The organism is Micromonospora sp. NPDC007230 (assembly GCF_042869115.1).
In the GTDB taxonomy this organism is placed as follows: domain Bacteria; phylum Actinomycetota; class Actinomycetes; order Mycobacteriales; family Micromonosporaceae; genus Micromonospora.
This window is the reverse complement of sequence record NZ_JBIAFE010000009.1, coordinates 172,630-198,093: the sequence shown is the minus strand read 5'-3', so window position 1 is coordinate 198,093 and position 25,464 is coordinate 172,630. Positions and strand designations below refer to the sequence as shown.

Here is a 25,464-nt window from a genome sequence, read left to right as displayed (position 1 = left end):
CCGCGGGGTCGTAGGCCAGCATGGCCGGTTCTGACCGCTCGTGGCCTTCCCGTGCCGGTGTGTCTACGGCATGCTGGATCGATGGGAGAGGTGCTTCCGATGCCCAGCTTCGGTGACCTGTTCACCGACCTGCGCGGCGAGGACCGGACGCTGCGGATCAGCTACCACCCCGACCGCGGCGCCGTGGTGTTGTCCCTGTGGAGCGGCTCGCTGTGCCGCGGCTCGTTCCGGATGCCGACCGACGACCTCGGGCGACTTCTGGCCCTGCTCACCGACATGCGGAGCGCCGCCGGCCCCGACGCCACGGCCGGGGGTGACGCGACCGGTTCGGCACCGACCGCCGACGAGACCACGGCCACCGCGCCGGCGCCCTCGGTGGAGCGCACCGGCGACGTCTCGGCGCACCGGGTGGCGCTGCCGATCCAGCCCGTGCCCCGGGTGGCCTGACTCCACACGTGCCCTGACCTCGAACGTGCGGAACCGTTACAAAACAGGGCAGCCGTCCTCGCTTCCACGGGCTACCGTCATGCTCAGGAATTCGGAAGGGAGGGACGATGCTTCCCGTCTCACCACACACCACCCGCCTTCGCCACCCCGCCTCGCGCGCCGCGCTCGGGATGGCCCTCCTCGTGACCGCCGGCGGCCTGGCCGTCACCGCCAGTCCGGCGTCGGCCGCCGCACCCACCCCCAGCACCGTCACCACCGTCACGCTCGCCGCGAGCAGCAAGCCGGTCCTGCGGCAGGGCTCCAAGGGCGCAGCGGTCAGCACCCTGCAACGCCGGCTCACCGCGCTGCACTACGACGTCGGCGGGGTCGACGGCGACTTCGGGCCGTCGACGCACCACGCCGTCGTCGCCTTCCAGAAGGTGAACGGGCTGGCCCGGGACGGGATCGTCGGGCCGCGCACCTGGGCGGCGCTCGACCGCCCGGTCGTTCCCAAGCCGAAGTACACGCACTCCGGCTATTCGCTGGAGGCCAACCTGACCCGGCAGGTGCTGTACCTGGCGCGCGGGGGGTCAGTGGTACGGATCCTGGACGCCTCCAGCGGAAAGTCCAGCACCCCCACCCCCACCGGCAACTACAAGATCGAGCGGCGCATCGACGGCTGGCGGCAGAGCGACCTCGGCCTGCTGTGGCGGCCGAACTACTTCTACCGCGGCTACGCGGTGCACGGCGCCACCTCCGTGCCCACCTACCCGGCCAGCCACGGCTGCGTCCGGGTGCCCATCCCCGCCATGAACCGGCTCTGGTCGGTCATCGGGGTCGGCGTCCCCGTGCACGTCTACCGCTGACGCGCGACCCGGCCGGCGGCCCACCGGATGATCTGGTGGGTTGCCGGCTCGGGACGGCGCGGACGACCCGGCGCCGATAGCATCGCCGAAATGTCGATCCGGCCGACCATCTTCCGGCTACTCATGCTGGTGTCGGCGGCGTTGTTCCTGGCGGTGGCGCTGGCCATCCGGGCCCTCGCCGACGGCCGCCTCGAGTAGCACTCCGGCACGGCCCTGTACGCGTCGCTGGTGTACGCCGGGGTGCTCTTCCTGTGGCCGCGCCTGCGCCCGGTGTCGGCTGGGGCCGTCGCCGTGGGCTTCTGCTGGGCGATGGAGTGTTTTCAGCTCACCGGCGTGCCGGCCGCGCTGTCGGCGCGTAGTCTGCTGGCCCGGCTGGTGCTGGGCGTCCAGTTCGATCCGGTGGACCTGCTCTGGTATCCGGTCGGCGTGGTGCCGCTGGTCGTGCTGCACCGGCTGCTGCCGTTTGAGCCGGCGGCGGCGGGGAAGACGCGGGCATCCGTCCGAGAGAAGGGCCCTGATGATGGACGACAACCAGTTCATCGGCCTGGTGGCGAAGCGCACCGGGACGTCGTCGCAGCAGGCGACCGCCCTCGTCCGGGCCACGCTGACGACCCTGGCGGAGCGGATCGACGGCGGCGAGGCGCGTGATCTGGCCGGCCAGCTTCCCGAGGGTCTGCGGCCGTACGCCTTCGCCCCGACCGAGACCGCCGAACGGTTCGGGCTCGACGTCTTCCTGCAGCGGGTCAGCGGGCGCGCCGAGGTCGACCCGGAGCGGGCGAAGGACGGGGCGACAGCGGTGTTCGACGCCCTCCGCCAGGCCCTCCCACCCGAGGGGTATGACGACGTGGTGTCCCAACTCCCGGCGGAGTTCGGCGAGATCGCCGACCTGACCGCGCCCTTCGTGCAGCGCACCCGCTGAGCGGGCCGCTCGGGTCGGAGGCCGCGATGACCGCCAACTGGGACGAGCAGGCTGACCCGCTGCGCCGGCCGCCGGAGGTCGACGCGCAGGAGCAGCAGCAGGACGAGACCGTGGTCGGTCCGCCGGACGCGGTCTCCGACGCCGTGCCGGAGGCGTCCGAGGCGGACCTGGCGGAGCAGGGCGTCCTGCGTCCGCCGAGTGACCAGACCGACCTGCCCGGCGCGGTCCGCAGTGATGTCAGCCCGGCGGACGCCGTGGAGCAGAACCAGGAGATTCCGGTACCCGACGAGGACCGCCGGGACTGAGGGCCCCGGGGCGCGGGCGGTCCGCCCGGACCGCCACCGGCACTCCGTCAGCACCTGCGGGAGCTCGCCGGTCGGGCAGGACGGGCAGCCGGCCGGGCTCAGCGGTCCGGGCTGTCGGCGGCGGCCATGATGCGCAACGCGTTCGCGTCCAGGCCGATCCGGATCGGCGTCTCGCCGTACAGCTCGCCGTCGACCTCGACCGGCGCGGGCCGGTCGGTCTCCAGCCACAGCTGGCGCACGGCGAGGAACGGCTCGTCGCCGAGCGTGCGGCGGTGCCCGGTGGCGGCGTTGCGGGCGGTGTCGCGCAGCAGCCCGCGGCGCGTCGACCCCCCGACGGGGTACGCCACCAGCAGCCGGTCGTCGGCGTTGGCGTCGGCGGTGATCGGCCGGCCGGCCTGGTGGCCGCCGTTGGCCACGTACAACTGGTGGGTGACGAACTCGTGCGTGCGCGCCTCGGCGCGCACGGTCACCCGCAGCGGCCGGTGCCGGGTGAGCAGCGCCAGGGCGGTGAGCGGGTACGCGAGTCGGCCGATGGCCCGTTTGAGCCGCGGCGGCGTCCGGAGCATCACGTCGGCGGACAGGCCGATGCCGACGTGGTTGGTGAATCGCATGTTCCCGACCAGGCCGAGGTCGACGTCGATCACCTTGCCGGCGGTGAGGATCCCGACCGCGGCGTCGAGGTCGAGCGGGATGCCGACGGTGCGGGCGAAGTTGTTGGTGGTGCCGAGCGGCAGCAGGCCGAGCGCGATGTCGCGGTGGGCGAGCAGCCGGGCGGCGGTGCCGATGGTGCCGTCACCGCCGCCGGCGACCAGCAGGTCCGGCCCCAAATCGGCGGCCGCGGCGAGGCGCTGTTCGAGCTCGCCGGGCCGCTCGACCGGGTATGTGCCGAGCAGGGTGAACCCGGCCGCCACCAGCCGTGACCGGGCTCCTTCGTAGAGCTGGCGGCCCCGGCGGGAGTGGGCGTTGACGACGAGCACCGCCCGCCGCTCCCGTCGGATCGCCGCCCCCAGCTCCTGCTTGGTCCGCATGAGGCCCGACCCTATCCGGCGGGCGCCGGTCGGGGCGGGCAACGACGGGCCGGCGCCCGCCGGTCAGTGCGCGGCCACGGCGACCGCGGCCGGCTCGACCTCGGCCAGCCGCGCTGGCCGGACCACGACGAGCAGGACGGCCATCGCCGCGACCATGCCGCCGGCGACCACCGCGGCCATCGCCACGCTGCCGGTGCCGAGTACGCCGACGAGCGGCGCGGCCAACGCGCCGACGCCGAACTGCACCGCGCCGAGCAGGGCGGCGGCGGTGCCGGCGGCCTCGCCGTGGCGGGACAGCGCCAGGGCGGGCGCGTTCGGCATGGCGAGCCCGGCCGCGGCGAGCACCACCCACAGCGAGGCGAGGATGGCGGCGAGGCCGCCGAAGCCGGTGGCGGCGACGGCGAGCAGCACGAGTCCGGCCGCCGTGCCCACGCCGAGCGCGGTGACGAGGATCCGCTGCGGCGAGTACCGGCGCAGCAGCCGCACGTTGAGCTGGGTGGCCGTGATCAGGCCGACCGCGCCGGCGCCGAAGGCGATCCCGAACTGCTGCTCGTCCAGCCCGTACTGCTGCTGGAAGACGAACGACGACCCGGCCACGTACGCGAAGAGTGCCGCCATGGCGAGCCCGGCGACCAGCACGAGGCCGACGAACGTCCGGTCGCGCAGCAGCGCGAGGTAGTCCCGCCCGGTGGCGGCCAGCCCGCCGCGGCGGCGCCGCTCGGGCGGCAGGGTTTCGGCGAGCCCGAACGCCGCGACCGTGACCAGCAGGACGCCGAAGACGGCGAGGGCCACGAACACGCCCCGCCAGTCCGACCAGCGCAGCAGCCCGCTGCCGAGCGTGGGGGCCAGGATCGGGGCCACGCCCATGACCAGCATCAGGCGGGAAAAGAGCCGGGCGAAGGCGGCGCCGCTGAACAGGTCGCGGACCACCGCCATCGCCACCACGGAGCTGGCCGCGACGCCGAGCCCCTGCAGTACGCGCAGGGTACCGACGATCCCGATGTTCGGCGCGATCGCGCACAGCATGGACGCCACGATGTGCAGCGCGATGCCGGCGAGCAGCGGCTTGCGTCGGCCGACCGCGTCGGACAGCGGGCCGATGAGCAGCTGGCCGAGGGCGAGGCCGGCGAGGGTGCCGGTCAGGGTCAGCTGGACGGCCGCCGACGTGGTGTGCAGGTCGGTGGTGATGGCCGGCAGCGCGGGCAGGTACATGTCGATGGTCAGCGGCCCGATGGCGATCAGCGAGCCGAGGACGAGGACGAGCCGCAGCCGTTGCCGGGTGCTCATCAGGTCACCGGAAAGCTGGGTTGGCGTGGATGTCTCGATGGTGTCGACGGTCGCGGTCACGGGGCCACGTCCGTCCGGACGCGGGCGGAGAACTGTGCGGCGGTCACACCTGCCACCAAATCACCGGACCCCTGATCTCATTCCCACTCGCGACGAAGGTGCCTCAGGTCACACGCGCCGCGAACGGCCGCGCCGATCGTTGAACCGGTACCCGACGCGAGCCAGCAGTGGAGGACAGGACAGGTGCCGGACTACCCGAAGGCGATCACCCCGGTGGACCACATCGAGCCCGTGCCGCGCCGGGTCCGCGCGTTCCTCGCCGCCGAGCCGGTGCTGGACACCACGCGGGCCCGGTACGTCTGGGAGTGGCCCTTCTACCCGCAGTACTACATCCCGAGCGCGGACGTGAACCGTGACCTGCTGGTCGACGAGCAGCGCACGGACCCGTCGCGGCGGGGCACCGGGCGGCTGCACGGGTTGCGGGTCGGCGAGACCACCCGTGGTTCGTGCGCCCGGTGGTACGGGGACGACGCGCTGCCCGGGCTGGCGGACACGATCCGGTTCGACTGGGCGGCGCTCGACGGCTGGTTCGAGGAGGACGAGGAGGTGTTCGTCCATCCGCGTAACCCGTACGCGCGGGTGGACGCGGTGCGGTCCTCGCGCAGCGTGCGGGTGGAACTCGACGGGACCGTGCTGGCCGAGTCGACGTCGCCGGTGCTGGTCTTCGAGACCGGCCTGCCGACCCGCTACTACCTGAACCGCACCGAACTGAACTTCCACCGCCTCGTGCCGTCGGAGACCACGACCTCCTGCCCGTACAAGGGTCGGACCAGCGACTACTGGTCGGTCCGCGGCGACGGCACGGTGCACCCGGACCTGGCCTGGTCGTACCGCTTTCCGACCGGGGCGCTGCTGCCGATCGCCGGCCTGGTCGCGTTCTACAACGAGAAGGTCGACCTGATCGTCGGCGGGGAGCGGCTGGCCCGGCCCAGGACGCACTTCTCCTGACCGTGCCCGCGCAGAACCCGGTGTCGCTTCATGCGGCGCGGGCGCATGCTTGGCGACATGGTCGATGGCACTCCGACGTGGCGCAGCCCGTCCCTGGCCCGGACCGTCGCTGAGCTCGAGGCGGAACTCGAGCTGGCCTGGGGGCGCCTGCTCGCCGAGTTGGACGTCACCCCAGGTTCGCCCGAGGAGACCGCGCTGGGCTGGCTCGTGGCGGACGGTCCCGACGAGCACGACTGGCGGGTGGTGGACGCGGCCCTCGACCGGCTGACGTGCCCGCTCTGCGGATCCACGCTCACCCACGGGCCGGTCACCTGTCACCGGTGCGCCTACTACCACGGCATGCGCTTCGCGGCGCGGGAGACGGACCGGCCGAACGTGCCGCCCGGCAACGAGCATGCCATCCGCGTCTCCTTCGCCGTCGCCCGTAACCGTGGGCGCTACTCGCCCCGGGCCCGGGTCGGCTACGAGCTGAGCCTGCCCGGCCTCGTGGCCGGTGACCTGCCCACCACGGCGCAGGCGCAGGCAGCCAAGGCGTTGATCAACAAGTTGACGCCCGAGGAGTGCGATGAGGTCGTCACACTCGCCGAGGTGGAGGCGCTCGCGCATACCCGGTGACGCGTCGGTGGAGCGGCATTCCCATCGCTGGCAACTTTCTTCATCTTGCCGTCGTGAGGTGGAAAACGTTGACAGCGCTCCGCGGGCCCCGTGATACTCGGTCGCCGGGCGTGCGGTCAGCGCCCGGGCCGGGCTCAACCTGCTCGGCGACGGGCTCCGCAACGCCCTCGACCCGAGAAGTGGACGCAACGCATGACGGATCGCCTGGGTGACCTGCTGACCGAGCAGGTCGACGATCGGTACACCGGCCTCGACACCGCCTCGGTCGCGCAGTTGGCGGTGGTCATGAACGACGCGGACGCGACCGTGCCCGGCGCCGTGCGGGCCGCGCTGCCGCAGATCGTGCCGGCCATCGAAGGGATCGCCGACCGGCTCGCGGCCGGCGGGCGGCTGCTCTACGTCGGGGCGGGCACCGCCGGCCGGCTGGGGGTGCTCGACGCGTCGGAGTGCCCGCCGACGTTCAGCACCCCGCCGGAGCTGGTGCGGGCCGTCATCGCCGGCGGCACCCCGGCGCTGTTCGCGGCGCAGGAGGGTGTGGAGGACGACGAGGCGGCCGGCGCGGAGGCGATCGCCGAGTGCGCCATCACGGCCACCGACGCGGTCGTCGGGATCTCGGCCAGCGGCCGCACCCCGTACGTCCTGGCGGCGATGCGGGCCGCCAGGGAGCGGGACGCGCTGACCGTCGGCCTGTCGTGCAACGCCGACACCCCGCTGAGCGCCGCCGCCGATCACGGGATCGAGGTGCTCGTCGGCCCCGAGGTGGTGGCCGGCTCGACCCGCCTGAAGGCCGGCACCGCGCAGAAACTGGTACTCAACATGATATCGACGGTCTCGATGATCAGATTGGGCAAGACGTACGACAACCTCATGGTCGACCTGCGGGTGACCAACGCCAAGCTGCGCGACCGGGCGGTGCGCATCATCCGGCGGGTGACCGGGGCGCCCCGCGCCGAGGCGGAGGCGGCGCTCGACCGCGCCGACCTGGACGTCAAGACCGCGATCCTGATGCTCGACGGCCCTGCCGACGGGGCGGACCCCCGCCAGCGGCTGGCCGCCAGCGGCGGCCGGCTGCGGAAGGCGCTGGAGGCGAGCCCGTGAAGGTGCTCGGCCTGATCTCCGGCACCTCCCACGACGGGATCGACGTCGCGGCAGTCGACTTCGCGCTGCGCGACGGGGTGCTGCACGGCACGGTCGGGTACGCCGGCAGTGCGCCCTATCCGGAGGAACTGCGCGCCCGGCTGATGCGGGCCCTGCCACCCGCGGCGCTGACCTTCGCCGAGGCCTGCGAGCTGGACACCCTGATCGGTCAGGCGTTCGCCGAGGTGGCGGCCGACGCGGCCGGGCGCGCCGGCGGGGTGGACCTGATCTGCTCGCACGGGCAGACCGTCTACCACTGGGTGCAGGGGCGCCAGGTGCGGGGCACCCTGCAGATCGGGCAGCCGGCCTGGATCGCCGAGCGCACCGGCGTCCCGGTGGTCGCCGACGTACGGGTGCGGGACGTGGTCGCCGGGGGCCAGGGCGCGCCGCTGGTGTCCATGATGGACGTTCTGCTGCTGTCCGGCCTGCCGGGCCGGCCGGCCGCGCTCAACCTGGGCGGCATCGCCAACCTGACCGTGCTGCGGCCGCCCGGTGGCGGCGGCCCGGTGGCCTACGACACCGGACCGGCCAACGCGCTGATCGACGCCGCCGTGGTGCGGGCCAGCGACGGCCGGCTGCGGTACGACGCGGACGGCCGTCTCGCCGCCACCGGCCGGGTGCACGCCGGCCTGCTGGCGGAGCTGCTCGCCGAGCCGTACTACCGGCTCGAGGCGCCGAAGACCACCGGCAAGGAGCTGTTCCACGCCGCGTACCTGGAGTCGGCGCTACGGGCGCACCCGGACCTGCCGGACGCGGACGTCGCCGCCACGCTGACCGCGCTCACCGCGCAGACAGTCGCCGACCAGGTACGCCGGCACGACGTCGACACCCTCGTGGCCTCCGGCGGGGGCTGCGCCAATCCGACCCTGATGGGCATGCTGCGCGAGCGCCTGCCCCGGGTGCGGGTCACCGCCGCCGACGAGTTCGGCGCGCCGGCCGACACCAAGGAGGCGATCGCCTTCGCGCTGCTCGGCTGGCACACCGCGCACGGTCTGCCCGCCACCGTGCCGTCGTGCACCGGCGCGACCGGGGCCCGGGTGCTCGGCGCCATCGTGCCCGGCGCCGGCCCGCTGTGGCTGCCCGCTCCCCTACCCGCCGCGCCCACCGCGCTCCGGCTGACCGGGCCCGACGGAGCAGCCGCAACCGGCAGCCGCTGATCCGTGGGACATCATGCCGGCATCCAGGAAATGCCATACTCAGCCATGGTCGCGATCGGCCGGGTCCTCCCCGGCGACGTCGGACGGGACGGGCAGGCCGAGGTCGGCGAACAGGTCGTACGCCTGGCGCCGGTGCCGCGCGGCGCCACCTCGCTCACCAGCAGCTTGCCGGGCGTTGGCTAGGCCGCGGTGCGCCTGGGCCTGATGGAGCCGATCGCGGGCGGCGTCCGCGATGTCCAGCGCCTCCCGGTAGCAGCGCTCCGCGTCGTCGCGACTGCCGATGGCAGACAGCGTGTCGCCACGTCGGGTGAGCACCATCGCGGTCAGGTTCGGGTCGCCGACCCGCCGGCCCAGGTCGAGCCCCTCGTCGAGGTGCTGCAGCGCCTCGACGGGTCGCCCCTGGCACAGCCTTAGCAGCCCGAGTTCGCCGAGGCAGGTCGCCTCGTCGTGCTGGTCCGCGTGCTCGCGGCTGAGCTGAAGCGCGTGCTCGAGGTGCCGCCCGGCCGCATCGAGGCGGCCGAGTTCCCGGTACGTGGCGCCGAGGCCGATGCGGGCGAAGGTCTCCGCGTACCGGTCGTCGGCGTCCTCACTGACGGCCAGCGAGCGTTCGTAGTGCCGCAACGCGTCGGCGTGGTCGCCGAGCAGGTAGGAGACCTCGGCGATGTTGCCCAGCAGGAACGCCCGGTCACGCGGGTCCTCGTCGGTGCACAGTTCCAGGGCCGCCAGGTAGTGCCGTCGCGCCTGGGCGTAACGGCCGATGCGGTGGTACGCGGTGCCCAGGTTGCCCACGGCGCCGGCCTCGCCGCGCTGGTCGCCGAGTTCCCGCATCAGCTCGATCACCCGCTGGTAGCGGTCGACCGCCCGGGCGGACCGTCCACCGTGGGTGTCGGCGGCGGCCATGCTGTTGAGCATTTCCGCCTCCGCTGTCCGGTCGCCCGCCTCGCGGGCGGCCACTGCCGCGGCCTGGTGACTCGTCAGCCAGTCGTCAAGGTGTCGGCCGAGCAGGAAATACCGCCACAGGGTGTGCGCGAGATGCCAACTGTAGGCCAACTCGCCGACGGCCACCGCGTACCGCACAGCGGCCACGAGTGTGCCCCGTTCGGTGTCCAGCCAGGCCAGCGCCTCGTCGTAGCTGGCGACGGTGGGCAGCACGAGCGGGCCGGGCGGTGGGGCCGCAGGCAGCCGTCGGCGGTGCGGCGCGACCAGGTCCACCGCGCGCCGGGCAGCAGCGTCGTACCCGGCCAGCAGGCGGACGACGGCGGCGCGACGGGCCGGCGCCGGTTCCTCCGTGCGGCACTGCTCCAGCGCATACACCCGAAGCAGGTCGTGCATCCGGTACCGGGTCGGGGCGGTCTCGGTGACCAGATGAACCCCGGCCAGTGTGTTCAGAAGCCGGCTGGCCTCGGGCCGCGTCAGCCCGGCCAGGTTGGCGGCGGCAGTCGGATCGATCTCCGCGGCCGGGTGGAGGCCGAGGAGCCGGAACATCCGCGCGGCGGCGGGCGGCAGGGCGAGATACGACCAGGAGAACGCCGCCCTGACCGCGGCGGCCGGGTCGCCCGCCGCGTCCAGCGTTTCCAGCCGGTGCGCCTCCAGCTCCAGCGCCTTGACCAGTCGGGTCAGCCGGGTGTCCGGGTGACGGCTCATCCGCTCGGCGGCCAGCCGCAGGGCGAGCGGGAGCCCATCGCAGAGCACCGTCAGCATGGTGGCCGCTGCCGGCTCGGCCTCGACCCGGTCCGCTCCCAGCGTACGGCGCAGCAGATCGCGACCTTCGGACGCGGTGAGCGGGGTGAGGGTGATGCGGCGTGCTCCGTCCCGGGCCACCAGGCCGGCCAGCTCGTCCCGGCTGGTCACCACGACGGCACACCGGTTCGAACCGGGCAGCAACGGCCGGACCTGTTCCGCGGAGCGTACGTTGTCCAGCAGGACGAGCACCGCACGGTCGGCGAGCAGCGTCCGGTACAGGGCGGTGCGCTCGGCCAGGTCGGGCGGCACCTCGTCCGCGGGTACGCCGAGGGCGCGCAACAGTCCGCCGATCACCACCTGCGGGGCGACGGGTTCGTCCCGGTCGTAGCCCCTCAGGTCCGCGAAGAGCTGCCCGTCGGGGAAGTGCCCGGCCGCCGCGTGGGACCAGTGCACGGCCAACGTGGTCTTGCCGACGCCGGCGGGGCCGACGATCGCGCTCACCGCATGCCCGCCCGTCAGCAGCGTGTGCAGTGCGGTAAGCGCCTCCGCCCGGCCGACGAAGTCCGGCACGGTGGCGGGCAGCTGACGTGGCACGCGGGACAGGATCGGGGAACCGGTGGTCGCGGCGGCCGGTGCCGACGGAGGTGTCGGTTCGCCGCCCGCGGAGGCGCTGTTGTCCTCGTCCGCCGCGCCCAGCACCTGCCGGAACGTGCCCTGCAGCAGGGGGCCCGGCTCGATACCGAGCTCGTCGGCGAGCAGGCGGCGAATCTGCTGGTAGGCCTCGACCGCGTCGGCCTTGCGGCCGGCCCGGTCCAGCGCGAGGATCAGTTGGCCCCGCAGCCGCTCGTCGAACGGATGGTCGGCCGTCAGCTGGCTGAGCTCGGCGAGCAGTTGCAGGTGCCGCCCCACCCGCAGGTCGGCGTCGATCCGGTTCAGCAACGCGGCCAGGCGGCGCTCCTCGAGGGCCGGCCCGAAGGCGGTGGTCAGCTCCTCGGTGGTGCCGGACAGTGCCGGGCCGCGCCACAGCGCCAGGGCCGACCGCAGCTGCCGGGCAGCGAGATCGGCGTCGCCGGCGCGCAGGACGTCCACGGCCGATTCGCATTGGGCGTCGAACACGTGCAGGTCGATCTGCTCCGGCGGCGTCCGCAGTTCGTACCCGGCCGGAGACCGATGGATCAGGGCCGGGTCGGGCAGCAGGGCCCGCAACGAGGAGACCTGATGCTGCAGCAGTCTCGGCGCGGACGACGGCGCGTCCTCGGCCCACACCAGCCGGATCAGCCGGTCCGCGGGCACCGGCCGGCCGACGTTCAGCGCCAGCACCGCCATCACCGACCGAAGCTTGTGGCCGGTCAGCTGGACCTGGCGCCCGTCACGCCAGAGCTCCACCGGGCCCAGCAGACGAAACTCCACCAATGTCACATCCTCGCCGCGCTCGCCGCGCCGTGCCCACGGATTCGTACACAGAGGACGATAGACCAAGATCGACACACGTTCGCCATCAAGATCGATACTCCTGGCCGGCAGAGTCTGGACCGCCAGTACGAACACCGGAAGGAGAACCGGCAAATGAAGATCGTCAACCGGGTGGGGTACGCCCTCATCAATCGTCTCGCGCCGAAGGTGACGGCGGAGGCCGCCTGCATCTTCATCTCCAAGTACTCGCCGAACTGCGACGGCATCTGCATCTACTCCTACGACAACTGCCCGTCCAGGACCGCGCCCTGCAACTGGTAACGGGTATCGGACCCACGGAGGTGGAACCATGCGAGTGGTGACCCGGGCGGCCGAACGACTGCTGTCACTGGTTGCGCCGAGGATGACCGCGGAGGCGGGGTGCATCTCCCTCGGCACGTACTGCGTATGCACGTCGACGTGCGTGAACTACTGCTGCACCACGTACGACAACTGCCCGACGCGCTGCGTGTGCCGGTAACGGCCGGACGCGGCGAACGGTAGGCCGGCGGCCAGGGGCCACCAGGCCGGACAAGTGTCCGGGTGGCCCCTGGCCGTGCCCCGGCCCCCTTCCGTCAACCATTACCGCAACATGGAGGCGTGGTGTCCGTGACCACGGTCGCGATGACCATCCTGGCGCTCGTCTGCGCCCTCAACCTTCTCCTCCTCGTCGGCGTTATCCAGCGCCTGCGGGAGTACGAGAGCCGTTCGTCCGACCCGCGCCAGCCCGATCTGTCGCTGCCGGTCGGAGCCCGGACCGGCGAGTTCACGGCCGTGTCCACCACGGGTGTCGCCATCTCCGACCGGCTGCTCGACCGGCGGACGGTGGTCGGTGTCTTCTCCCCGACCTGCACGCCGTGCCACCGCCAACTGCCCGCCTTCATCGAATACGCCGGACGCGCGGACTCGGCCATCGCCGTGGTGATGACCGACGGCGACGACCACACGGAGCTGGCCGCCCGGCTTGAGGAGAGCTGCCCGGTGGTCGTCGAGCCGCAGGGCGGCCCGATCACCAGAGCGCTCGGTGTGATCGGCACCCCCGCTCTGCTCGTCCTGGAAGACGGAGTGGTGGTCGCGACAGAGACGGTGGTCGACCGGCTGCCCACCGCCGTCCGGGCATGACCGCCGCCGACCGGGGCCGTACGAGCGCCACGCCCGCCGTGGCGGCCGGCCTCGCCTGGCGCGCTGCGCCCGGGGCACTGACCCTGCTGGCGGTCTGCACGGTCGCGGCCGCGGCGGTCCCGGTCGGCAGCGCGCTGGCCGTCAAGCTGCTGTTGGACCGGATCACCGCGGGCGACACGGCGGTGATCGGCCCCGGCCTTGGGCTCTGCGTGCTCGGCCTCGCGCTGGCCGCCCTGCCTGCGCTGTCCAGCTATCTACGTTCGGAGCTGGCGCGGGCCACCGGACTCACGGCCACCGATCGGCTCTACTCGGCGCTGAACCGGCTGCCCGGCCTCGCCCGGTTCGAGGACCCGGCGTTCGTCGACCGGCTGCGGATGGCGACCCAGTCCAGCGGCACCCCGGTGCAGGTGGTCGACGGTGCCCTCGGCCTGGGCGGAAGCCTGCTCACCGTCGGTGGGTTCCTCACCACGCTGCTGGCCATCAGCCCCGTCATGGCCGCCGTCATCACCGCAGGGGCGGTCCCGGCTCTCCTGGCCGAGTTGGCGCTGGCCCGGCGCACCGCCGCGATGCTGTGGCAGATCGGGCCGGCGCAGCGGCGGGAGTTCTTCTACGCCGACCTCATGGCCAACATCGAGGCGGCCAAGGAGGTGCGGCTGTTCGGGCTCGGCGGCTTCTTCCGGGCCCGGATGCTGGCGGAGCGGCGGCAGGCCAACGACAGGCAACGCCGGCTGGACCGCCGCAACATGCTCGTCCAGGTGTCGCTCGGCGTACTCTCGGCGGCCATCACCGGCGGCGGCATCATCTGGGTGGTCAGCGGCGTACGGGCCGGCACGATCAGCGTGGGCGACGTGGCGATGTTCGTGGCCGCGGCGGCCGGCGTCCAGGCCGGCAACGCGGCGCTGGTCAACCAGATCGCGTCGACCCACCGGCAACTCCTGCTGTTCCGGCACTTCCGCGACGTCGAGGCGACCCGCTCCGACCTGCCCCTGCGCCCACACCCGGTCACCCTGGCCCCGTTGCGCTCCGGCATCGAGTTCCGGGACGTCTGGTTCCGGTACAGCCCCAGCCACCCGTGGGTGCTACGTGGCGTCAACCTGACGATCCCGTACGGGCAGACGGTCGGGCTGGTCGGGCACAACGGCTCCGGCAAGAGCACGCTGGTGAAGCTCCTGTGCCGCTTCTACGATCCGCAGCGCGGGAGCGTGCGCTGGGACGGCGTCGACCTACGCGATCTCGACCCGGCGGAGTTGCGGAATCGGATCAGCGCACTGTTCCAGGACTTCATGACCTACGACCTGTCCGCCGGCGAGAACGTCGGACTCGGCGACCTCCGCCTGCTGCAGGACGAGCCCAGCGTGCGCCGAGCCGCGCGCGGCGCCGGGATCCACGACGACCTCATGTCCCTGCCAAAGGGCTATGACACCCTGCTGACCAGGGTCTTCTTCGACACCGACGCGGACGACGAGGCGACCGGCGTCGTGCTGTCCGGCGGGCAGTGGCAGCGGGTGGCGCTCGCCCGGGCGATCCTGCGCGGGGAACGTGACCTGCTGATCATGGACGAGCCCAGCGCCAGCCTCGACCCGGAGGCGGAGTTCGACATCCACCGCCGAGTCAAGGCGCACCGGGCCGGGCGGACCAGCCTGCTGATCTCCCACCGGCTGGGCGGGCTGCGGGACGCGGACCAACTTGCCGTCCTCGCCGACGGCTGCGTCGCGGAGTTGGGACGGCACGACGAACTGATGGCCCGCGACGGCCTCTACGCCCGCCTGTTCACCATGCAGGCGGACGGTTACCGCAGCGACCTGAATCCGGAGGTACGGGCATGACCTGGATCCTGGCCAGCACGCTGATCGCCGTACTCGGCGCCGGCTCGTTGTTCATCCGGCGTCGGCTGATCATCACCGAGGTGTCCGGGCCCAGCATGTCACCGAGCTATCAGGACGGCGACCGGCTGCTGGCCCTGCGGCGTCTGGCGCGGTCCCCGCTCGCGCCGGGGCAGGTGGTGGTCTTCCGCAACCCACGCCCGGTCGGCGTACCCGGCTCGTCATCTGGCCCGTGGCTGATCAAGAGAGTCGTGGCGGTGGCCGGTGATCGGGTACCCCGCACCGTTCCGGCCACCGGCGTCGCGCTGGTCCCCCCGGGGCACGTCGTGGTCCTCGGCGACAACCCCGACCAGAGCCTGGACTCCCGGCACCTGGGTTTCATCCCGACCGGCAACGTCGTGGCGACGGTACTGCGCCGGTTTGGCGGTCGGCCATGACGGACGCGGCGACGCGGGCGGACACGACGGAGACGATCTGCCGGATCTGGCGCGACCTGCTCGCTATCCGGGTTGCCCCGGACGACGACTTCTTCGACCTGGGCGGCTATTCACTGCTGGTCCCCACCGTGGTCGACGAGGCACGGCGGGAGGGGTTGCCGCTGACGTCCGGGGACCTCTTCACGTACCGGACACCCGCCGCGCTGGCGGCGGCGCTGGAGCGGGTGCAAGCGGAGGGCGCTGCGCGAACGGTCCCCACCGCCCCGGATTTCGGCACGGTGTGGCGCGGCAGCCGCCCCGCCACCGAGCCCGGCCAGGGTGGCGGGCTGGTGCAACTGGCCGACGGCGCCGGCACACCGATCTTCTGCTTCCACTGGGATCTGGGCAACATCCGGTTCATGCGCGGCCTGGTCGACGCGTTCCGGTGCAACCGTCCGGTCTTCGGCACCGAGGCGCGGGGACTGTGGGACCGGCACCGCCCATCCCTGTCCGTCGTGGACGCGGCCCGACATCACCTGGCCCAGATCCGGGCGGTGTGCCCGAGCGGGCCGTACCTGTTCCTCGGCCTGTGCACCGGCGGGCGGATCGCCTACGAGGCCGCCCGGCAACTCGGCACGGACGGCGTACCGGTCGCGGCGCTCGTCCTGGTGAACACGAGGGCACCCGGCCAACCGGAGCTCGACCCCGGCTGGGGGCTGCGCGAGCGGTACGACTTTCGGCTGGACGTGCTTCGCAACTGGTTCGCGATGCCCGACCTGGGCGCGACGCACCAGCGGCTGGTCGAACGAATGGCGGCCGAGGCCTGGCTCGATGAGGGAATGGTTCCGGCGGACCTGTACTGGCGTCAGGTGGTGTGGGCCATGGAGTCCTTCGCTCAGGACCACTATCCCCCGCTGCGTTTCGATGGCGCGCTCACCCTCGTCCAGTCCGCCGGGCATCGGCTGGACGAGCAGTGGCACGGCGTCGCCGCCTCGGTCACCAGCCACACCGCCGCGGCAGCCGGCACTCTGCCGCTGCTGCGCGACAAGTCGGTGGCCGCCATCCTGCGCAAGGAGTTCACCGGTGTCCCCGACTGAACCGCGACCCGCCCTGGCCACCTTCGCCTCGCTGCCTCAACTGTTCCGGGCGGTGGTCGCGGACCGTGGCGATGCCCTGGCTGTCGTCGACGGACGTCGGCGGCTCCGCTACACCGACCTCGACGCGGCCTCCGACCGGCTGGCCGCACGACTGTGTGCGGACGGCGTTCGACCCGGCGAATTCGTCGGGATCATGCTGCCCCGGTCGGCCGACGTCGTCATCGCGATCCTCGGGGTCCTCAAGTCCGGCGCGGCGTACCTGCCGATCGATCCGGTGCAGCCGCCGGAGCGGATTCGCCATCTGCTCGCCGACGCCCAGGTCCGCCGTCTGGTGACGGACGGGCCCCCGCCGACCGGCTGCGAGGTGCGGATCGTCTCGCCGCGAGCGGCAGGTACGGCGCGGATCCCCGCCGACTGGCCGGACGTTCGGCCGAGCGATCCCGCCTATCTCATCTACACCTCCGGCTCCACCGGCACTCCGAAAGGCTGCGTGGTGTCACACGGCAACCTCCTCGCGCTGCTGCCCGCCGCGCTGTCCCTGATCAGCGTCGACACGACCGACCGGTGGGCGTTGTTCCACTCGTCCGGCTTCGACGTCTCCGTCTGGGAGTTGTGGGGATGCCTCGCCACCGGGGCCACCGCCGTGGTGGTTCCGTTGGAGGTGGCACGCTCGGCACCGGACCTGCTCCAGTTGCTCGCCGACGCCCGGATCACCGTGCTCTGCCAGGTCCCGTCGGCCTTCCGCGCACTGGCCCACAGCAACGCGCAGGACCGCGGCCACACGCTCACCCTTCGCCAGCTCATCCTCGCCGGAGAGAGCGTTGAACTGGACGTGGTCCGGGACTTCCTCCACCGCCTGCCTGGACCGGCGCCGGTTGTCCTGAACATGTACGGGCCAACCGAGACGACCGTCTACGCCACGGGCCGGGTCCTCACCCGGGATGACCTCTCCGGGTCCGTACGGTCACCCATCGGCACCGAACTACCCGGCGTCCGCGCGGAGATCCGGGATCCGCACGGCCGCGCCGTGCCACTCGGCTCGGTCGGCGAGCTGTGGCTCACGGGCCCGACCGTGACCAGGGGATACCTCGACCGGCCGGACCTCACCGCCGAACGCTTCGTGGTCGACGAGGACGACCCGACGGTCCGCTACTACCGGACGGGCGACCTGGTCCGCCGGCTGCCCGACGGCGCGCTGGAATATCTCGGCCGAAACGACCGACAGCTCAAATTACGCGGCTACCGCATCGAACCGGGCGAGATCGAGGCTGTGCTGCGCGCCGCCGCAGAGGTACGGGAGGCAGCCGTGGTGCTCACCACCACGCCCGGCGGCGCCCAACTGCTGGTCGCCTTCGTCGTCCCGGACGGCCCCGCGGCGCCGGATCTGGCGGCACGGCTTCGCCGGCACGGCGGGGCCCTCCTGCCTCCGTACATGGTGCCCGCGCGCTACCGACCGGTCGCGCGACTGCCAGTCACCACTTCCGGCAAGGTCGACCGAACGGAACTGGAACGGCTGGCCAGAACCGACGCCGAGGCTACTGTCATTTAGCTGGGCAACCAGCGGAAGGTCACGTGATGCTGTATCTCGCCATCGGCTGCCGGTCCCTGCTTGCCGCGGTGTTCGCCGTCGCGGTCGCCGGTAAGCTGCGAAACCGGGAGGCCTTCGCGGAGTTCGTGCGGTCGATACAGCGGATGGCGATCGTCGCACCGTCGCTGACCCGGCCGGCGGCGATCATCTCCGTCGGCGCCGAGATCGTCGTGGCGCTGTTGCTGGTGACCCCGGCGCCGGGTCCCGGGGCGGCCGGTTTCGCACTCGCCGCCGGGCTGCTCGTGGTCTTCACCGTGGTGATCGTCGGGTCGCTGCGCCGCGGAACCACCGTCCCATGCCGGTGTTTCGGCCGCTCGGAGATCCCGTTGGGGCGCCGCCACGTGCTGCGTAACGCGCTGCTCGTCGCGGTGGCGGCAGCCGGTCTGCTCGCCTCGCTGCCCGGCGCAGCCGTCGACGCCGGGCCGGCGGTGGTCGCCACCGTGACCGGGGGCGTTCTGGGTGCCCTGGTGACAGTGCTCGACGACATCGTCTATCTCGTCGCTCCGGCACCGCCGGACAGCGGGCCGCGGCGGGACGGCGCGCGATGACGGACCACCGGCTGCTGGTGGGCGCCGTCGACCGGCGGCGGTCGTTCGAGCAGATCGTGGAGCTGGTCGCCCGGGTGACCGGCGCGGCGGTCCGAGAGGTGCCCGGCGAGCGCCAGTCGGTGGTAGGCACGCTTCCCACCGGCTACGTCCGGGTGCTGCGCCAACGCGACGACAGGCAGCCGCAGGCCAGCGGCACCTACGTGGTCGATCTGGAGCTGGAGGATCGGTCGCGGGAGCCGGCGCTGATGAACGAGGTCTTCAGCGCCCTCGTCGCCGACGGCTACCGGGTGGTCCTGGTGGCCGGGAGGCGGCAGGACCCAGATTGACCGGTTGACGGCGGTCCGACGCATCGTCGCACGGGACGGTCAGCGGCTTGCGCGGCACGCCGCCCAGCCACCCACCTGGGGCGGGTAACGGAATCGACGCCGACCCTCGGGTGGGGCGCCGCGGGGAGTACTCTCCCGGCGGAGAGGAACGCGATGATCAGTCGTCGAAAGTTGATCGCCACCGGTCTGGGTGTCACGGCCGGCCTGGTGACGGCAGGTTGCAATCAGAAGTCGTCGCCGTCCGGCGCGGCGTGGTCGCAGCCCGGTGCGGCCGCGGCGAACGCGCCGGCGGACGAGGTTCGGGTGACCGTCACGCCGGCCGCCGATGCCACCAAGATTTCACCGCTCGAGCAGGTCGTCGTGGCGGCCGAGGGCGGCACCCTCAAGGACGTCTCGGTGGCCACGGGTGGCAAGACCGTCGCCGGCAAGCTGGGCGACGACCAGACCTGGCGGTCGACCGGCAAGCTGGCCTATGGCAAGACCTACACGGTCACCGTGTCGGTGGCCGACCCGGCCGGCGCGCTGACCGAGCACCGGAGCAGCTTCAGCACCCTCAAGCCGTCCGGGGTCGCCTCCGCCACCTTCCAGGCCAACGCGCTGGCCGCCCTCCGGGCCGGCGGCACGTACGGGGTCGGTCAGCCGGTCATGGTGCACTTCAGCAGGCCGGTCAAGAACCGCGCCGAGGCCGAGAAGGCGATGCTGGTGCAGACCACGCCGGCCGTCGAAGGACGGTGGCGCTGGATCGACAGCCGCAACGCGCACTGGCGGCCGGCGAAGTACTGGACGTCGGGCACGAAGATCTCGGTGCAGGTCAACCTCTTCGGCCAGGACCTCGGCCAGGGCGTCTACGGCGGCTCCAACGTCAGCACGAACTTCACCATCGGCCCGTCCCGCATCGCCATCGCCGACGCCCGCACCCACCGGATGAAGGTCTACCTCGACGGCAAGATGGTGCGGGACATCCCGATCAGCATGGGCAAGGGTGGCACCACCACGGGCGCGAACGGGGAGACCATCAGCTACTGGACGCGGTCCGGCCCGCACGTGGTGATGACCCGCGAGCCCTCGCACCGGATGACCTCGGCCAGTTACGGGGTCACCGACCCCAAGAACCCCAACTATTACGACGAGGTCATCCAGCTCTGCCTGCGGATCTCGTACTCCGGCGAGTTCGTCCACATGGCGGACTGGAACATCGGTGCCCAGGGCAACCAGAACACCTCGCACGGCTGCATCAACGTCGGACCGGCCCACGCCCGCTGGTTCTACGACACGTTCCGGCTCGGCGACGTGGTCGACGTCCGTAACACCCCGCGAGCGATGACGCTCACCGACGGGGTGGGCGACTGGACCATCCCGTGGGACAAGTGGTGACCAGCGGGGCAAGGCTTCCGGGGGCGCGGTAGACCGGGTGCGCGCGAGATTCAGGTGCCGATACTCACGCGCGTCGACTGAACGCCCCGCGCCGACACCGAGCCGGGCGGGCACCCGGGGTCCCGGCCGGATACCGTACCCGCGGCGCGGGTCGCCCCGCGCCGCGCCGTCGAGCGGTGAGGAGGGCCGGATGCGGCTGCACGTCGGGTGCGCGATGTGGACGCACAAGTCCTGGCAGGGACGCTTTCTGGCGCACCCGCTGCCGGCGAACGAGCGGCTACGCGCGTACGCCGGTTGGTGCACCGCGGTCGAGGGGAACACCACCTTCTACGCGACGCCGACGCGGGAGGCGGTGGCGTCGTGGGCGCGGCAGACCGACCCGGGTTTCCGGTTCGTGCTCAAGCTGCCGAAGGCCGTCACGCACGAACGCCGGCTCACGGGTGCGGAGGACGAGCTACGGGTCTTCCTGGACGCGATCGAACCCCTCGGCCCGCGGGCCCACGCCCTGTGGATCCAGTTGCCGGGCTCGTTCGGCCCCGCCGACGTACCGGCGCTCGCCGGCTTCCTGCGCGGGCTGCCCACCGCCCACCGGTATGCCGTGGAGGTCCGCCACCCCGCGTTCTTCGACGACCCCCGGGCGGTGCGCACGCTCGAGGAGACGCTCGACCGCGTCGGCGCGGAGTGGATTCCCTTCGACACCACCGCCTTCTTCCGCACCCCACCGACCAGTGACGCGGAACGGGAGGCGTGGACCCGCAAGCCGCGTACCTCGCTGCGCACCAGGGCGTTGACCGATCGGCCGATCATCCGATACCTCGGCCGGGACGACCCCGCGCGGACGGTCGAGGGCTGGCAACCGTGGCTCGACATGGTGACCGGCTGGCTGCGCGAGGGCCGCACGCCGACCGTGTTCGTGCACACGCCGGACAACGCCGACGCGCCCGACCTCGCCCGCCGGTTCCACGACGAGGTCCGAGCCCGCCTGCCCGAGGTCGAGCCGCTGCCCGAACCGGTGCCGGTCGGGCCGTCGACGCTGTTCTGACCAGCCGAAAATCGGGTGACCGCGGCCGTGGGCCCGGTTAGCTTCCCCGGCATGCAACCACTCGATGAGAAGGACATCCGGAGGTCCTTCGTCAACTGCAGCAAGGGCGAGGCGAGCCGGATCCGGATGCCCGCGGGCTTCGCGGAGGGCACCATTCCCTGGGCCGATCTGGATTTCCTCGGCTGGACGGACCCGGGCGCTCCGCTGCGGGCGCTGCTGGTCCTGCCGGGTGAGGACGGGCCGACGGGCGTGGTGCTACGGCGGCCCGAGGCGTACAAGCCGAGCACACTGCGGTCGAGCATGTGCCGGATCTGTCTGACCGATCACACGGCGTCGGGAGTGGCGCTGTTCGTCGCGCCCCTGGCCGGGGCGGCCGGGCGGAACGGCAACACGATCGGTGAGTACCTCTGCGCCGACCTGGCCTGCTCGCTCTACCTCCGGGGCAAGCGGCAGCCGAAGATGCGGCTGGTCCGCCGGGAAGAGACGCTGACCCTGCAGGAGCGGATCGACCGGGCGATGGTCAACCTAGCCGCCTTCACCAACCGGGTCGTCGCAGGCTGACCCCACGCCCCATCGACGGCGGAACGTGCGTTTGACCGGCAGTTAGGGAGAGACCGCGGGCTGATGAAGCGGACAACGAGTGGCGGCACAAGACGTGGCCCCGCCGGCCGCACGAGCTGCGGCCGGCGGGGCCTGGCCTGAGCTTCTGATCAGGCGGGCCGGCTGTCCGGGCGGCAGGAACCGGGAGAGGAAGGCCCGGATACGCGGGTTGCCCGGCCGATCGAGCACCTCGGCGGGAGTGCTGCTCTCGACGATCCTGCTCGCCTTCGCCGCTTTCGGGGAGCATGATTCACCACAGGCGACCATCGTCCGGCGCTGATCAGGTTCTCCGTCAACGACAGCCACGCGCCGTAGCTGACCCGGTCGGCGGCACGGTGGACGGAGGTGTTGGTGGTGACGCAGACCGACGCTCACCGCACCGGCCGGTTCGTGGTCGCGTGGCGCGCCGCGGCGCCGTACCGGCCGTTGATGATATTGATGCTGGTCAGCTCGACGGCGTCATTCGCGGCACTCGCCGTCCTGTCGTTGTTCGCCCGGGACGAGCTGGGCGCCTCGGACACCATGGTGACGATCAACTTCGTCGTCGTCGCGCTGGCCAGCATGGCGGTGCTGCTCGCCACGGGCCACGTCTCCGATCTCGGCGGCGTCCGACGACTGCTCATCCCGGCGAGCCTCGCCTGGCTGAGCATCGGCTACGCGGTCCTGGCGAGCGTGCGGGCGTACCCGGCGATGCTCGCCGTCGGCGTCGTCTTCTTCTGCGCGGTCGGCGTGCCCAATGCGCAGCTGATGGCCTACGCGCGTGACCTCGTCGAACGCCGGGACGACACCGCCACCTCCACCGCTGTGATCGCCATGATGCGCGTCGTGTTGTCCATCGGTTCGTTCACCGGATTCGCCATCGGCGGGCTCGGCCTGGCCTACCTCGGGGCACGTCCGCTCTTCCGGGTCGTGGCCGTCGTCTGCCTCGGCTGTCTGGCGCTGTCGTGGTACCTGCTGCGCGGGCACGCCACCGATGCCTCCGCAGCACCGCACCCGCATCGGAGCACCGATGAGCAGCGCTACGCCCAGCCAAGGAGGGCCGGTGGGCAGTGGCTACTGCTGGTCCTCGTGGTCGTCATGGTGCTGTTCACCAGCGGACGCGTCATGCTGCTGTCCCAGCTGCCGATCCTGGTGACCGTGTCCCTGCACGCCCCGCTGCAGATGACCGGAATCGTGCTCGCGCTGCCACCGCTGTGCGAGCTGGTCCTCATGCCGGCGGCGGCGTTCGCGGCGCTGCGCTGGGGACGCGGCAGGGTGTTCCTGGTGGGCGGCGCCGCGAGCGTGGTCTACTACGGCGGCCTCGTCGTGGTCACCACGCCTGGACAGCTGATGCTGCTGCAGGTCGGCTACGCGGTGTTCGGCGCCGCCACGATCGTTGCCGGCATCGACCTGGCCCAGCGGCTGATGTCGGGGCGCGCCGGCAGGGCCACGTCGATATATCTCAGTCACGAGAACGTGGCAACCGTCAACGGGAGTCTCGTGGCGATGGTGTCGGTTGCCACGCTGGGGCACCAGGTCGGCTTCGTCGTCCCGGGAGCGCTGTGTCTGATCGCGCTCGCCCTCGCCACGTGGGCGTTCGTCCGCTACCCGGAGACCTTCGACCTGCGCCGCGGCCGACCGCGCGGACCACGACCCCGGATACCCGCCGCTACGACCTGAGTGCCGGCGGACGTCGTCCTGTGCCGGGTGGTCTCGCGAGGGGGTGTCACGGTTCGATGAGGCCGGCCCGGATGGCGTAGCGGGTGAGTTCGAGCCGGTCGCGGAGCCCGAGCTTCTGCAGGATGTTGGACCGGTGCCGTTCGACGGTCTTGACGCTGAGGAACAGCAGGTCGGCGATCTGTTTGCTGCTGTGCCCCTCGGCGACGAGCTTGAGGACCTCCTCCTCCCGGTCGGTGATCCGCCGCGCGGTGGCGGTGTCGGGGCTGCTGCCCCGTCCGAGGTAGTCGCGGACCAGCGTGGTGACGGCCCCCGGGTAGAGGAACGGCTCGTCGCGCATGGCCGCCCGACAGGCGTCGATGAGGTCGCGGTCAGCCGCCGACTTGAGCACGTAGCCGGCGGCGCCGACGCGGAGGGCCTCGAAGAAGTACTGCTCGTTGTCGTACATCGTCAGCATCAGGATGCGCAGGTCGGGCAGTGCGCGGGACATCTGCCGGGCGGCCTGCAGACCGGTCAGCCGGGGCATGGCGATGTCCAGGATGGCCAGGTCCGGGGCCGCGGTGCGGGCCAGCTCGACGGCTTCGGCACCATCGGCGGCTTCGGCGACGACGGTGAGGTCGGGCTCGTTGTCGAGGATGAGTCGCACGCCGCGGCGTACCAGGCCGTGGTCGTCGGCGAGCAGGATGCGGGTGGGTCCGGGCATGGTCAGCTGGTCTCGTTTCGCGTCGGTACCCGGAGGCACACGTCGGTGCCGCCGGTCGGGTCCGGGCCGATCGTGAGGTCGGCACCGATGAGCAGCGCCCGTTCCCGCATGCCGCGGATGCCGGCGCCCTCGTGGGCGGTCGCGATCCCGTGGCCGTCGTCGCGGATCCGCAGCTCGACGCCGCCGGCGGTGCGCTGCAGGATCAGGTGCGCCGTGCGGGCCCCCGAGTGCCGGACGACGTTGGTGAGCCCCTCCTGGGCGGTCCGGTAGAGGACCAGTTCGACCTGGTCGTTGAGCTCCGGGAGGTCCCCGGCGAGGTGCCGGTGCACGGTCAGCCCGGCGGTGGTGTATTCCGTGGTGAGGGCCTTGAGCGCGCTGGCCAGGCCGAGTTCGTCGAGGACGCCGGGGCGCAGCCGGCGGGCGATGCGACGGATCTCGTCGAGGCTGTTGCGGGTGGTCTCCTGCACCTGGTGCAGCTCGTCGCGGACAGGTGATGGTGCGTGGTCGGCGACGCGCTTGAGGTCCAGCAGCACGGCGGTCAGTGTCTGGCCGATCTCGTCGTGCAGTTCCCGGGCGACGCGCCGCCGTTCGGCCTCCTGGGCGGAGAGCGCACGCGCCGCGCTGGTGGCGCGTTCGGCCTCCAGCCGGTCGAGCATGGCGTTGAAGGTGCGGATCAGGTCGGCGATTCCGGCCTGGCCGGTGACCGGCAGCCGGTGCCCGGGACGCAGCAGGTCGATCGTCCGCATGGTGCGGGTGACCCGCTCCAGCGGTGCCAGTCCGACGCGCAGCAGCAGCGCATTGGCCACCAGCATGGCGGCGAGGCCGCCCGCCAGAACCGCCACCTCGGTGAGCACGACGGGGGTCGACACGGTGATCGGGCCGAGCAGCAGCAGGACCGTGGCGACCACGAGTACCGCCGCGTTGAGCAGGAAGATCCGCCAGAACAGCGACAGTGACACGTCGGCCGCCTCCTCTCCGGTGCGCTCCGCGTCCTTTCTAACAGCGTCCCGGGACCCGGGCGGTTGGTCGGCCCGGAACCGCGGCGCCCGTCCAGCCTCGCCCAGCAGCGGGTGGGTCGGCATCGGGGCGGACACCCATGTTTCCGCCCAGGCCAGGGGACGACGCCGGGCACCGTGGGAGGTCGTCGGCGGGAATGGGGGTCGGCACCGATGCGGGGTGCCGGGCTACCGCGCCATCCTGGGGGTGGTCGCCGGGTCAGCATCGCCGCGGCCCGCACCGGCGGCCGCCGGCCCTTGGCACGGACGCGCGGCGCGATCACGGCAGCG

26 protein-coding genes are annotated in these 25,464 nt (G+C 72.4%); 21 read left to right on the top strand and 5 right to left on the bottom strand.

Annotated elements, in window-relative coordinates; translation table 11 throughout:
* Positions 1 to 81: 81 nt before the first annotated feature.
* The 5 genes from ACFYML_RS15505 to ACFYML_RS15485 all read left to right on the top strand — a co-directional run bounded on the left by ACFYML_RS15505 (position 82) and on the right by ACFYML_RS15485 (position 2,516).
* Complete coding sequence (locus tag ACFYML_RS15505) at positions 82 to 447, top strand: hypothetical protein (protein ID WP_387421238.1); 366 nt, start codon at positions 82 to 84, stop codon at positions 445 to 447.
* Between the two features lie 107 nt (positions 448 to 554).
* Entirely contained in the window at positions 555 to 1,292 is a 738-nt protein-coding gene (locus ACFYML_RS15500) for a peptidoglycan-binding protein (RefSeq protein WP_387421237.1), read from the top strand.
* Between the two features lie 213 nt (positions 1,293 to 1,505).
* A complete protein-coding gene (locus tag ACFYML_RS15495; RefSeq protein ID WP_387421317.1) occupies positions 1,506 to 1,940 on the top strand; it encodes a DUF2809 domain-containing protein in 435 nt (144 codons plus the stop codon).
* Positions 1,831 to 2,211: a DUF2267 domain-containing protein gene (locus ACFYML_RS15490; protein ID WP_387421316.1), complete on the top strand. Its 381-nt coding sequence runs from the start codon at positions 1,831 to 1,833 to the stop codon at positions 2,209 to 2,211. Before ACFYML_RS15495 ends, ACFYML_RS15490 begins: the two co-directional genes overlap by 110 nt.
* 26 nt (positions 2,212 to 2,237) lie before the next feature.
* Positions 2,238 to 2,516: a hypothetical protein gene (locus ACFYML_RS15485; RefSeq protein ID WP_387421235.1), complete on the top strand. Its 279-nt coding sequence runs from the start codon at positions 2,238 to 2,240 to the stop codon at positions 2,514 to 2,516.
* A 98-nt stretch (positions 2,517 to 2,614) separates the two neighbouring features.
* Here ACFYML_RS15485 and ACFYML_RS15480 read toward each other — a convergent pair whose 3' ends face one another.
* Complete coding sequence (locus ACFYML_RS15480; protein WP_387421234.1) at positions 2,615 to 3,544, bottom strand: diacylglycerol/lipid kinase family protein; 930 nt, start codon at positions 3,542 to 3,544, stop codon at positions 2,615 to 2,617.
* Between the two features lie 63 nt (positions 3,545 to 3,607).
* The gene (locus ACFYML_RS15475; RefSeq protein WP_387421315.1) at positions 3,608 to 4,831 is read right to left on the bottom strand and encodes a multidrug effflux MFS transporter; all 1,224 of its coding nucleotides are present in this window, start codon (positions 4,829 to 4,831) and stop codon (positions 3,608 to 3,610) included.
* A 243-nt stretch (positions 4,832 to 5,074) separates the two neighbouring features.
* Here ACFYML_RS15475 and ACFYML_RS15470 point away from each other — a divergent pair, with 243 nt between their 5' ends.
* The 4 genes from ACFYML_RS15470 to ACFYML_RS15455 all read left to right on the top strand — a co-directional run bounded on the left by ACFYML_RS15470 (position 5,075) and on the right by ACFYML_RS15455 (position 8,748).
* Complete coding sequence (locus ACFYML_RS15470; RefSeq protein ID WP_387421233.1) at positions 5,075 to 5,839, top strand: DUF427 domain-containing protein; 765 nt, start codon at positions 5,075 to 5,077, stop codon at positions 5,837 to 5,839.
* Positions 5,840 to 5,896: 57 nt separating this feature from the next.
* Positions 5,897 to 6,454: a hypothetical protein gene (locus ACFYML_RS15465; protein WP_387421232.1), complete on the top strand. Its 558-nt coding sequence runs from the start codon at positions 5,897 to 5,899 to the stop codon at positions 6,452 to 6,454.
* Positions 6,455 to 6,646: 192 nt separating this feature from the next.
* Positions 6,647 to 7,552: an N-acetylmuramic acid 6-phosphate etherase gene (murQ, locus tag ACFYML_RS15460; protein WP_387421231.1), complete on the top strand. Its 906-nt coding sequence runs from the start codon at positions 6,647 to 6,649 to the stop codon at positions 7,550 to 7,552.
* Positions 7,549 to 8,748, top strand: a complete 1,200-nt coding sequence (locus ACFYML_RS15455; protein ID WP_387421230.1) for an anhydro-N-acetylmuramic acid kinase — start codon at positions 7,549 to 7,551, stop codon at positions 8,746 to 8,748. The genes murQ and ACFYML_RS15455 overlap by 4 nt, the downstream gene beginning before the upstream one ends.
* Positions 8,749 to 8,787: 39 nt before the next feature.
* Here the strand turns inward: ACFYML_RS15455 and ACFYML_RS15450 are convergent, their stop codons facing one another.
* Positions 8,788 to 11,841, bottom strand: coding sequence for a BTAD domain-containing putative transcriptional regulator (locus ACFYML_RS15450; RefSeq protein ID WP_387421229.1), 3,054 nt, complete (start codon positions 11,839 to 11,841; stop codon positions 8,788 to 8,790).
* A 156-nt stretch (positions 11,842 to 11,997) separates the two neighbouring features.
* On the opposite strand from ACFYML_RS15450, the gene ACFYML_RS15445 reads away from it, so the two are divergent.
* The 12 genes from ACFYML_RS15445 (at position 11,998) to ACFYML_RS15390 (ending at position 23,478) form a co-directional block, all read left to right on the top strand.
* Positions 11,998 to 12,165 carry a hypothetical protein gene (locus ACFYML_RS15445; RefSeq protein ID WP_387421228.1) on the top strand — a complete coding sequence of 56 codons (168 nt, stop codon included), beginning with the start codon at positions 11,998 to 12,000 and terminating at the stop codon, positions 12,163 to 12,165.
* A gap of 321 nt (positions 12,166 to 12,486) precedes the next feature.
* Positions 12,487 to 13,005, top strand: a complete 519-nt coding sequence (locus ACFYML_RS15440; protein ID WP_387421227.1) for a TlpA family protein disulfide reductase — start codon at positions 12,487 to 12,489, stop codon at positions 13,003 to 13,005.
* Positions 13,002 to 14,831 (top strand): ABC transporter ATP-binding protein, encoded by a 1,830-nt coding sequence (locus ACFYML_RS15435; RefSeq protein ID WP_387421226.1) that lies wholly within the window; start codon positions 13,002 to 13,004, stop codon positions 14,829 to 14,831. The genes ACFYML_RS15440 and ACFYML_RS15435 overlap by 4 nt, the downstream gene beginning before the upstream one ends.
* The gene (locus tag ACFYML_RS15430) at positions 14,828 to 15,265 is read left to right on the top strand and encodes a S26 family signal peptidase (RefSeq protein ID WP_387421225.1); all 438 of its coding nucleotides are present in this window, start codon (positions 14,828 to 14,830) and stop codon (positions 15,263 to 15,265) included. Before ACFYML_RS15435 ends, ACFYML_RS15430 begins: the two co-directional genes overlap by 4 nt.
* Positions 15,262 to 16,341 carry a thioesterase domain-containing protein gene (locus ACFYML_RS15425; protein WP_387421224.1) on the top strand — a complete coding sequence of 360 codons (1,080 nt, stop codon included), beginning with the start codon at positions 15,262 to 15,264 and terminating at the stop codon, positions 16,339 to 16,341. Before ACFYML_RS15430 ends, ACFYML_RS15425 begins: the two co-directional genes overlap by 4 nt.
* Positions 16,328 to 17,890, top strand: coding sequence for an amino acid adenylation domain-containing protein (locus ACFYML_RS15420; protein WP_387421223.1), 1,563 nt, complete (start codon positions 16,328 to 16,330; stop codon positions 17,888 to 17,890). The genes ACFYML_RS15425 and ACFYML_RS15420 overlap by 14 nt, the downstream gene beginning before the upstream one ends.
* A gap of 26 nt (positions 17,891 to 17,916) precedes the next feature.
* The gene (locus ACFYML_RS15415; RefSeq protein WP_387421222.1) at positions 17,917 to 18,477 is read left to right on the top strand and encodes a MauE/DoxX family redox-associated membrane protein; all 561 of its coding nucleotides are present in this window, start codon (positions 17,917 to 17,919) and stop codon (positions 18,475 to 18,477) included.
* Positions 18,474 to 18,803, top strand: a complete 330-nt coding sequence (locus ACFYML_RS15410; RefSeq protein WP_387421221.1) for a hypothetical protein — start codon at positions 18,474 to 18,476, stop codon at positions 18,801 to 18,803. The genes ACFYML_RS15415 and ACFYML_RS15410 overlap by 4 nt, the downstream gene beginning before the upstream one ends.
* Before the next feature lie 303 nt (positions 18,804 to 19,106).
* Positions 19,107 to 20,177 (top strand): Ig-like domain-containing protein, encoded by a 1,071-nt coding sequence (locus ACFYML_RS15405; RefSeq protein ID WP_387421220.1) that lies wholly within the window; start codon positions 19,107 to 19,109, stop codon positions 20,175 to 20,177.
* 214 nt (positions 20,178 to 20,391) lie between these two features.
* Positions 20,392 to 21,219, top strand: coding sequence for a DUF72 domain-containing protein (locus ACFYML_RS15400; RefSeq protein ID WP_387421314.1), 828 nt, complete (start codon positions 20,392 to 20,394; stop codon positions 21,217 to 21,219).
* Between the two features lie 51 nt (positions 21,220 to 21,270).
* On the top strand, positions 21,271 to 21,780 hold the full coding sequence (locus ACFYML_RS15395) for an FBP domain-containing protein (RefSeq protein ID WP_387421219.1): 510 nt from the start codon (positions 21,271 to 21,273) through the stop codon (positions 21,778 to 21,780).
* 393 nt (positions 21,781 to 22,173) lie between these two features.
* On the top strand, positions 22,174 to 23,478 hold the full coding sequence (locus tag ACFYML_RS15390) for an MFS transporter (RefSeq protein WP_387421217.1): 1,305 nt from the start codon (positions 22,174 to 22,176) through the stop codon (positions 23,476 to 23,478).
* 46 nt (positions 23,479 to 23,524) lie between these two features.
* Here the strand turns inward: ACFYML_RS15390 and ACFYML_RS15385 are convergent, their stop codons facing one another.
* Together ACFYML_RS15385 and ACFYML_RS15380 are read right to left on the bottom strand one after the other, a co-directional pair.
* Positions 23,525 to 24,178: a response regulator gene (locus tag ACFYML_RS15385; RefSeq protein ID WP_387421216.1), complete on the bottom strand. Its 654-nt coding sequence runs from the start codon at positions 24,176 to 24,178 to the stop codon at positions 23,525 to 23,527.
* A 2-nt stretch (positions 24,179 to 24,180) separates the two neighbouring features.
* Complete coding sequence (locus ACFYML_RS15380; protein ID WP_387421215.1) at positions 24,181 to 25,272, bottom strand: HAMP domain-containing sensor histidine kinase; 1,092 nt, start codon at positions 25,270 to 25,272, stop codon at positions 24,181 to 24,183.
* Between the last annotated feature and the right edge of the window lie 192 nt (positions 25,273 to 25,464).

What these genes read in the sequence shown, in the direction of transcription:
- ACFYML_RS15505 (WP_387421238.1), top strand. Translation starts at nt 82, where the DNA reads ATGGGAGAGGTGCTTCCGATGCCCAGCTTCGGTGACCTGTTCACCGAC.
- ACFYML_RS15430 (WP_387421225.1), top strand. Translation starts at nt 14,828, where the DNA reads ATGACCTGGATCCTGGCCAGCACGCTGATCGCCGTACTCGGCGCCGGC.
- ACFYML_RS15425 (WP_387421224.1), top strand. Translation starts at nt 15,262, where the DNA reads ATGACGGACGCGGCGACGCGGGCGGACACGACGGAGACGATCTGCCGG.
- ACFYML_RS15410 (WP_387421221.1), top strand. Translation starts at nt 18,474, where the DNA reads ATGACGGACCACCGGCTGCTGGTGGGCGCCGTCGACCGGCGGCGGTCG.
- ACFYML_RS15400 (WP_387421314.1), top strand. Translation starts at nt 20,392, where the DNA reads ATGTGGACGCACAAGTCCTGGCAGGGACGCTTTCTGGCGCACCCGCTG.
- ACFYML_RS15445 (WP_387421228.1), top strand. Translation starts at nt 11,998, where the DNA reads ATGAAGATCGTCAACCGGGTGGGGTACGCCCTCATCAATCGTCTCGCG.
- ACFYML_RS15395 (WP_387421219.1), top strand. Translation starts at nt 21,271, where the DNA reads ATGCAACCACTCGATGAGAAGGACATCCGGAGGTCCTTCGTCAACTGC.
- ACFYML_RS15435 (WP_387421226.1), top strand. Translation starts at nt 13,002, where the DNA reads ATGACCGCCGCCGACCGGGGCCGTACGAGCGCCACGCCCGCCGTGGCG.
- ACFYML_RS15500 (WP_387421237.1), top strand. Translation starts at nt 555, where the DNA reads ATGCTTCCCGTCTCACCACACACCACCCGCCTTCGCCACCCCGCCTCG.
- murQ (WP_387421231.1), top strand. Translation starts at nt 6,647, where the DNA reads ATGACGGATCGCCTGGGTGACCTGCTGACCGAGCAGGTCGACGATCGG.
- ACFYML_RS15465 (WP_387421232.1), top strand. Translation starts at nt 5,897, where the DNA reads ATGGTCGATGGCACTCCGACGTGGCGCAGCCCGTCCCTGGCCCGGACC.
- ACFYML_RS15480 (WP_387421234.1), bottom strand. Translation starts at nt 3,544, where the DNA reads ATGCGGACCAAGCAGGAGCTGGGGGCGGCGATCCGACGGGAGCGGCGG.
- ACFYML_RS15385 (WP_387421216.1), bottom strand. Translation starts at nt 24,178, where the DNA reads ATGCCCGGACCCACCCGCATCCTGCTCGCCGACGACCACGGCCTGGTA.
- ACFYML_RS15415 (WP_387421222.1), top strand. Translation starts at nt 17,917, where the DNA reads ATGCTGTATCTCGCCATCGGCTGCCGGTCCCTGCTTGCCGCGGTGTTC.
- ACFYML_RS15475 (WP_387421315.1), bottom strand. Translation starts at nt 4,831, where the DNA reads ATGAGCACCCGGCAACGGCTGCGGCTCGTCCTCGTCCTCGGCTCGCTG.
- ACFYML_RS15485 (WP_387421235.1), top strand. Translation starts at nt 2,238, where the DNA reads ATGACCGCCAACTGGGACGAGCAGGCTGACCCGCTGCGCCGGCCGCCG.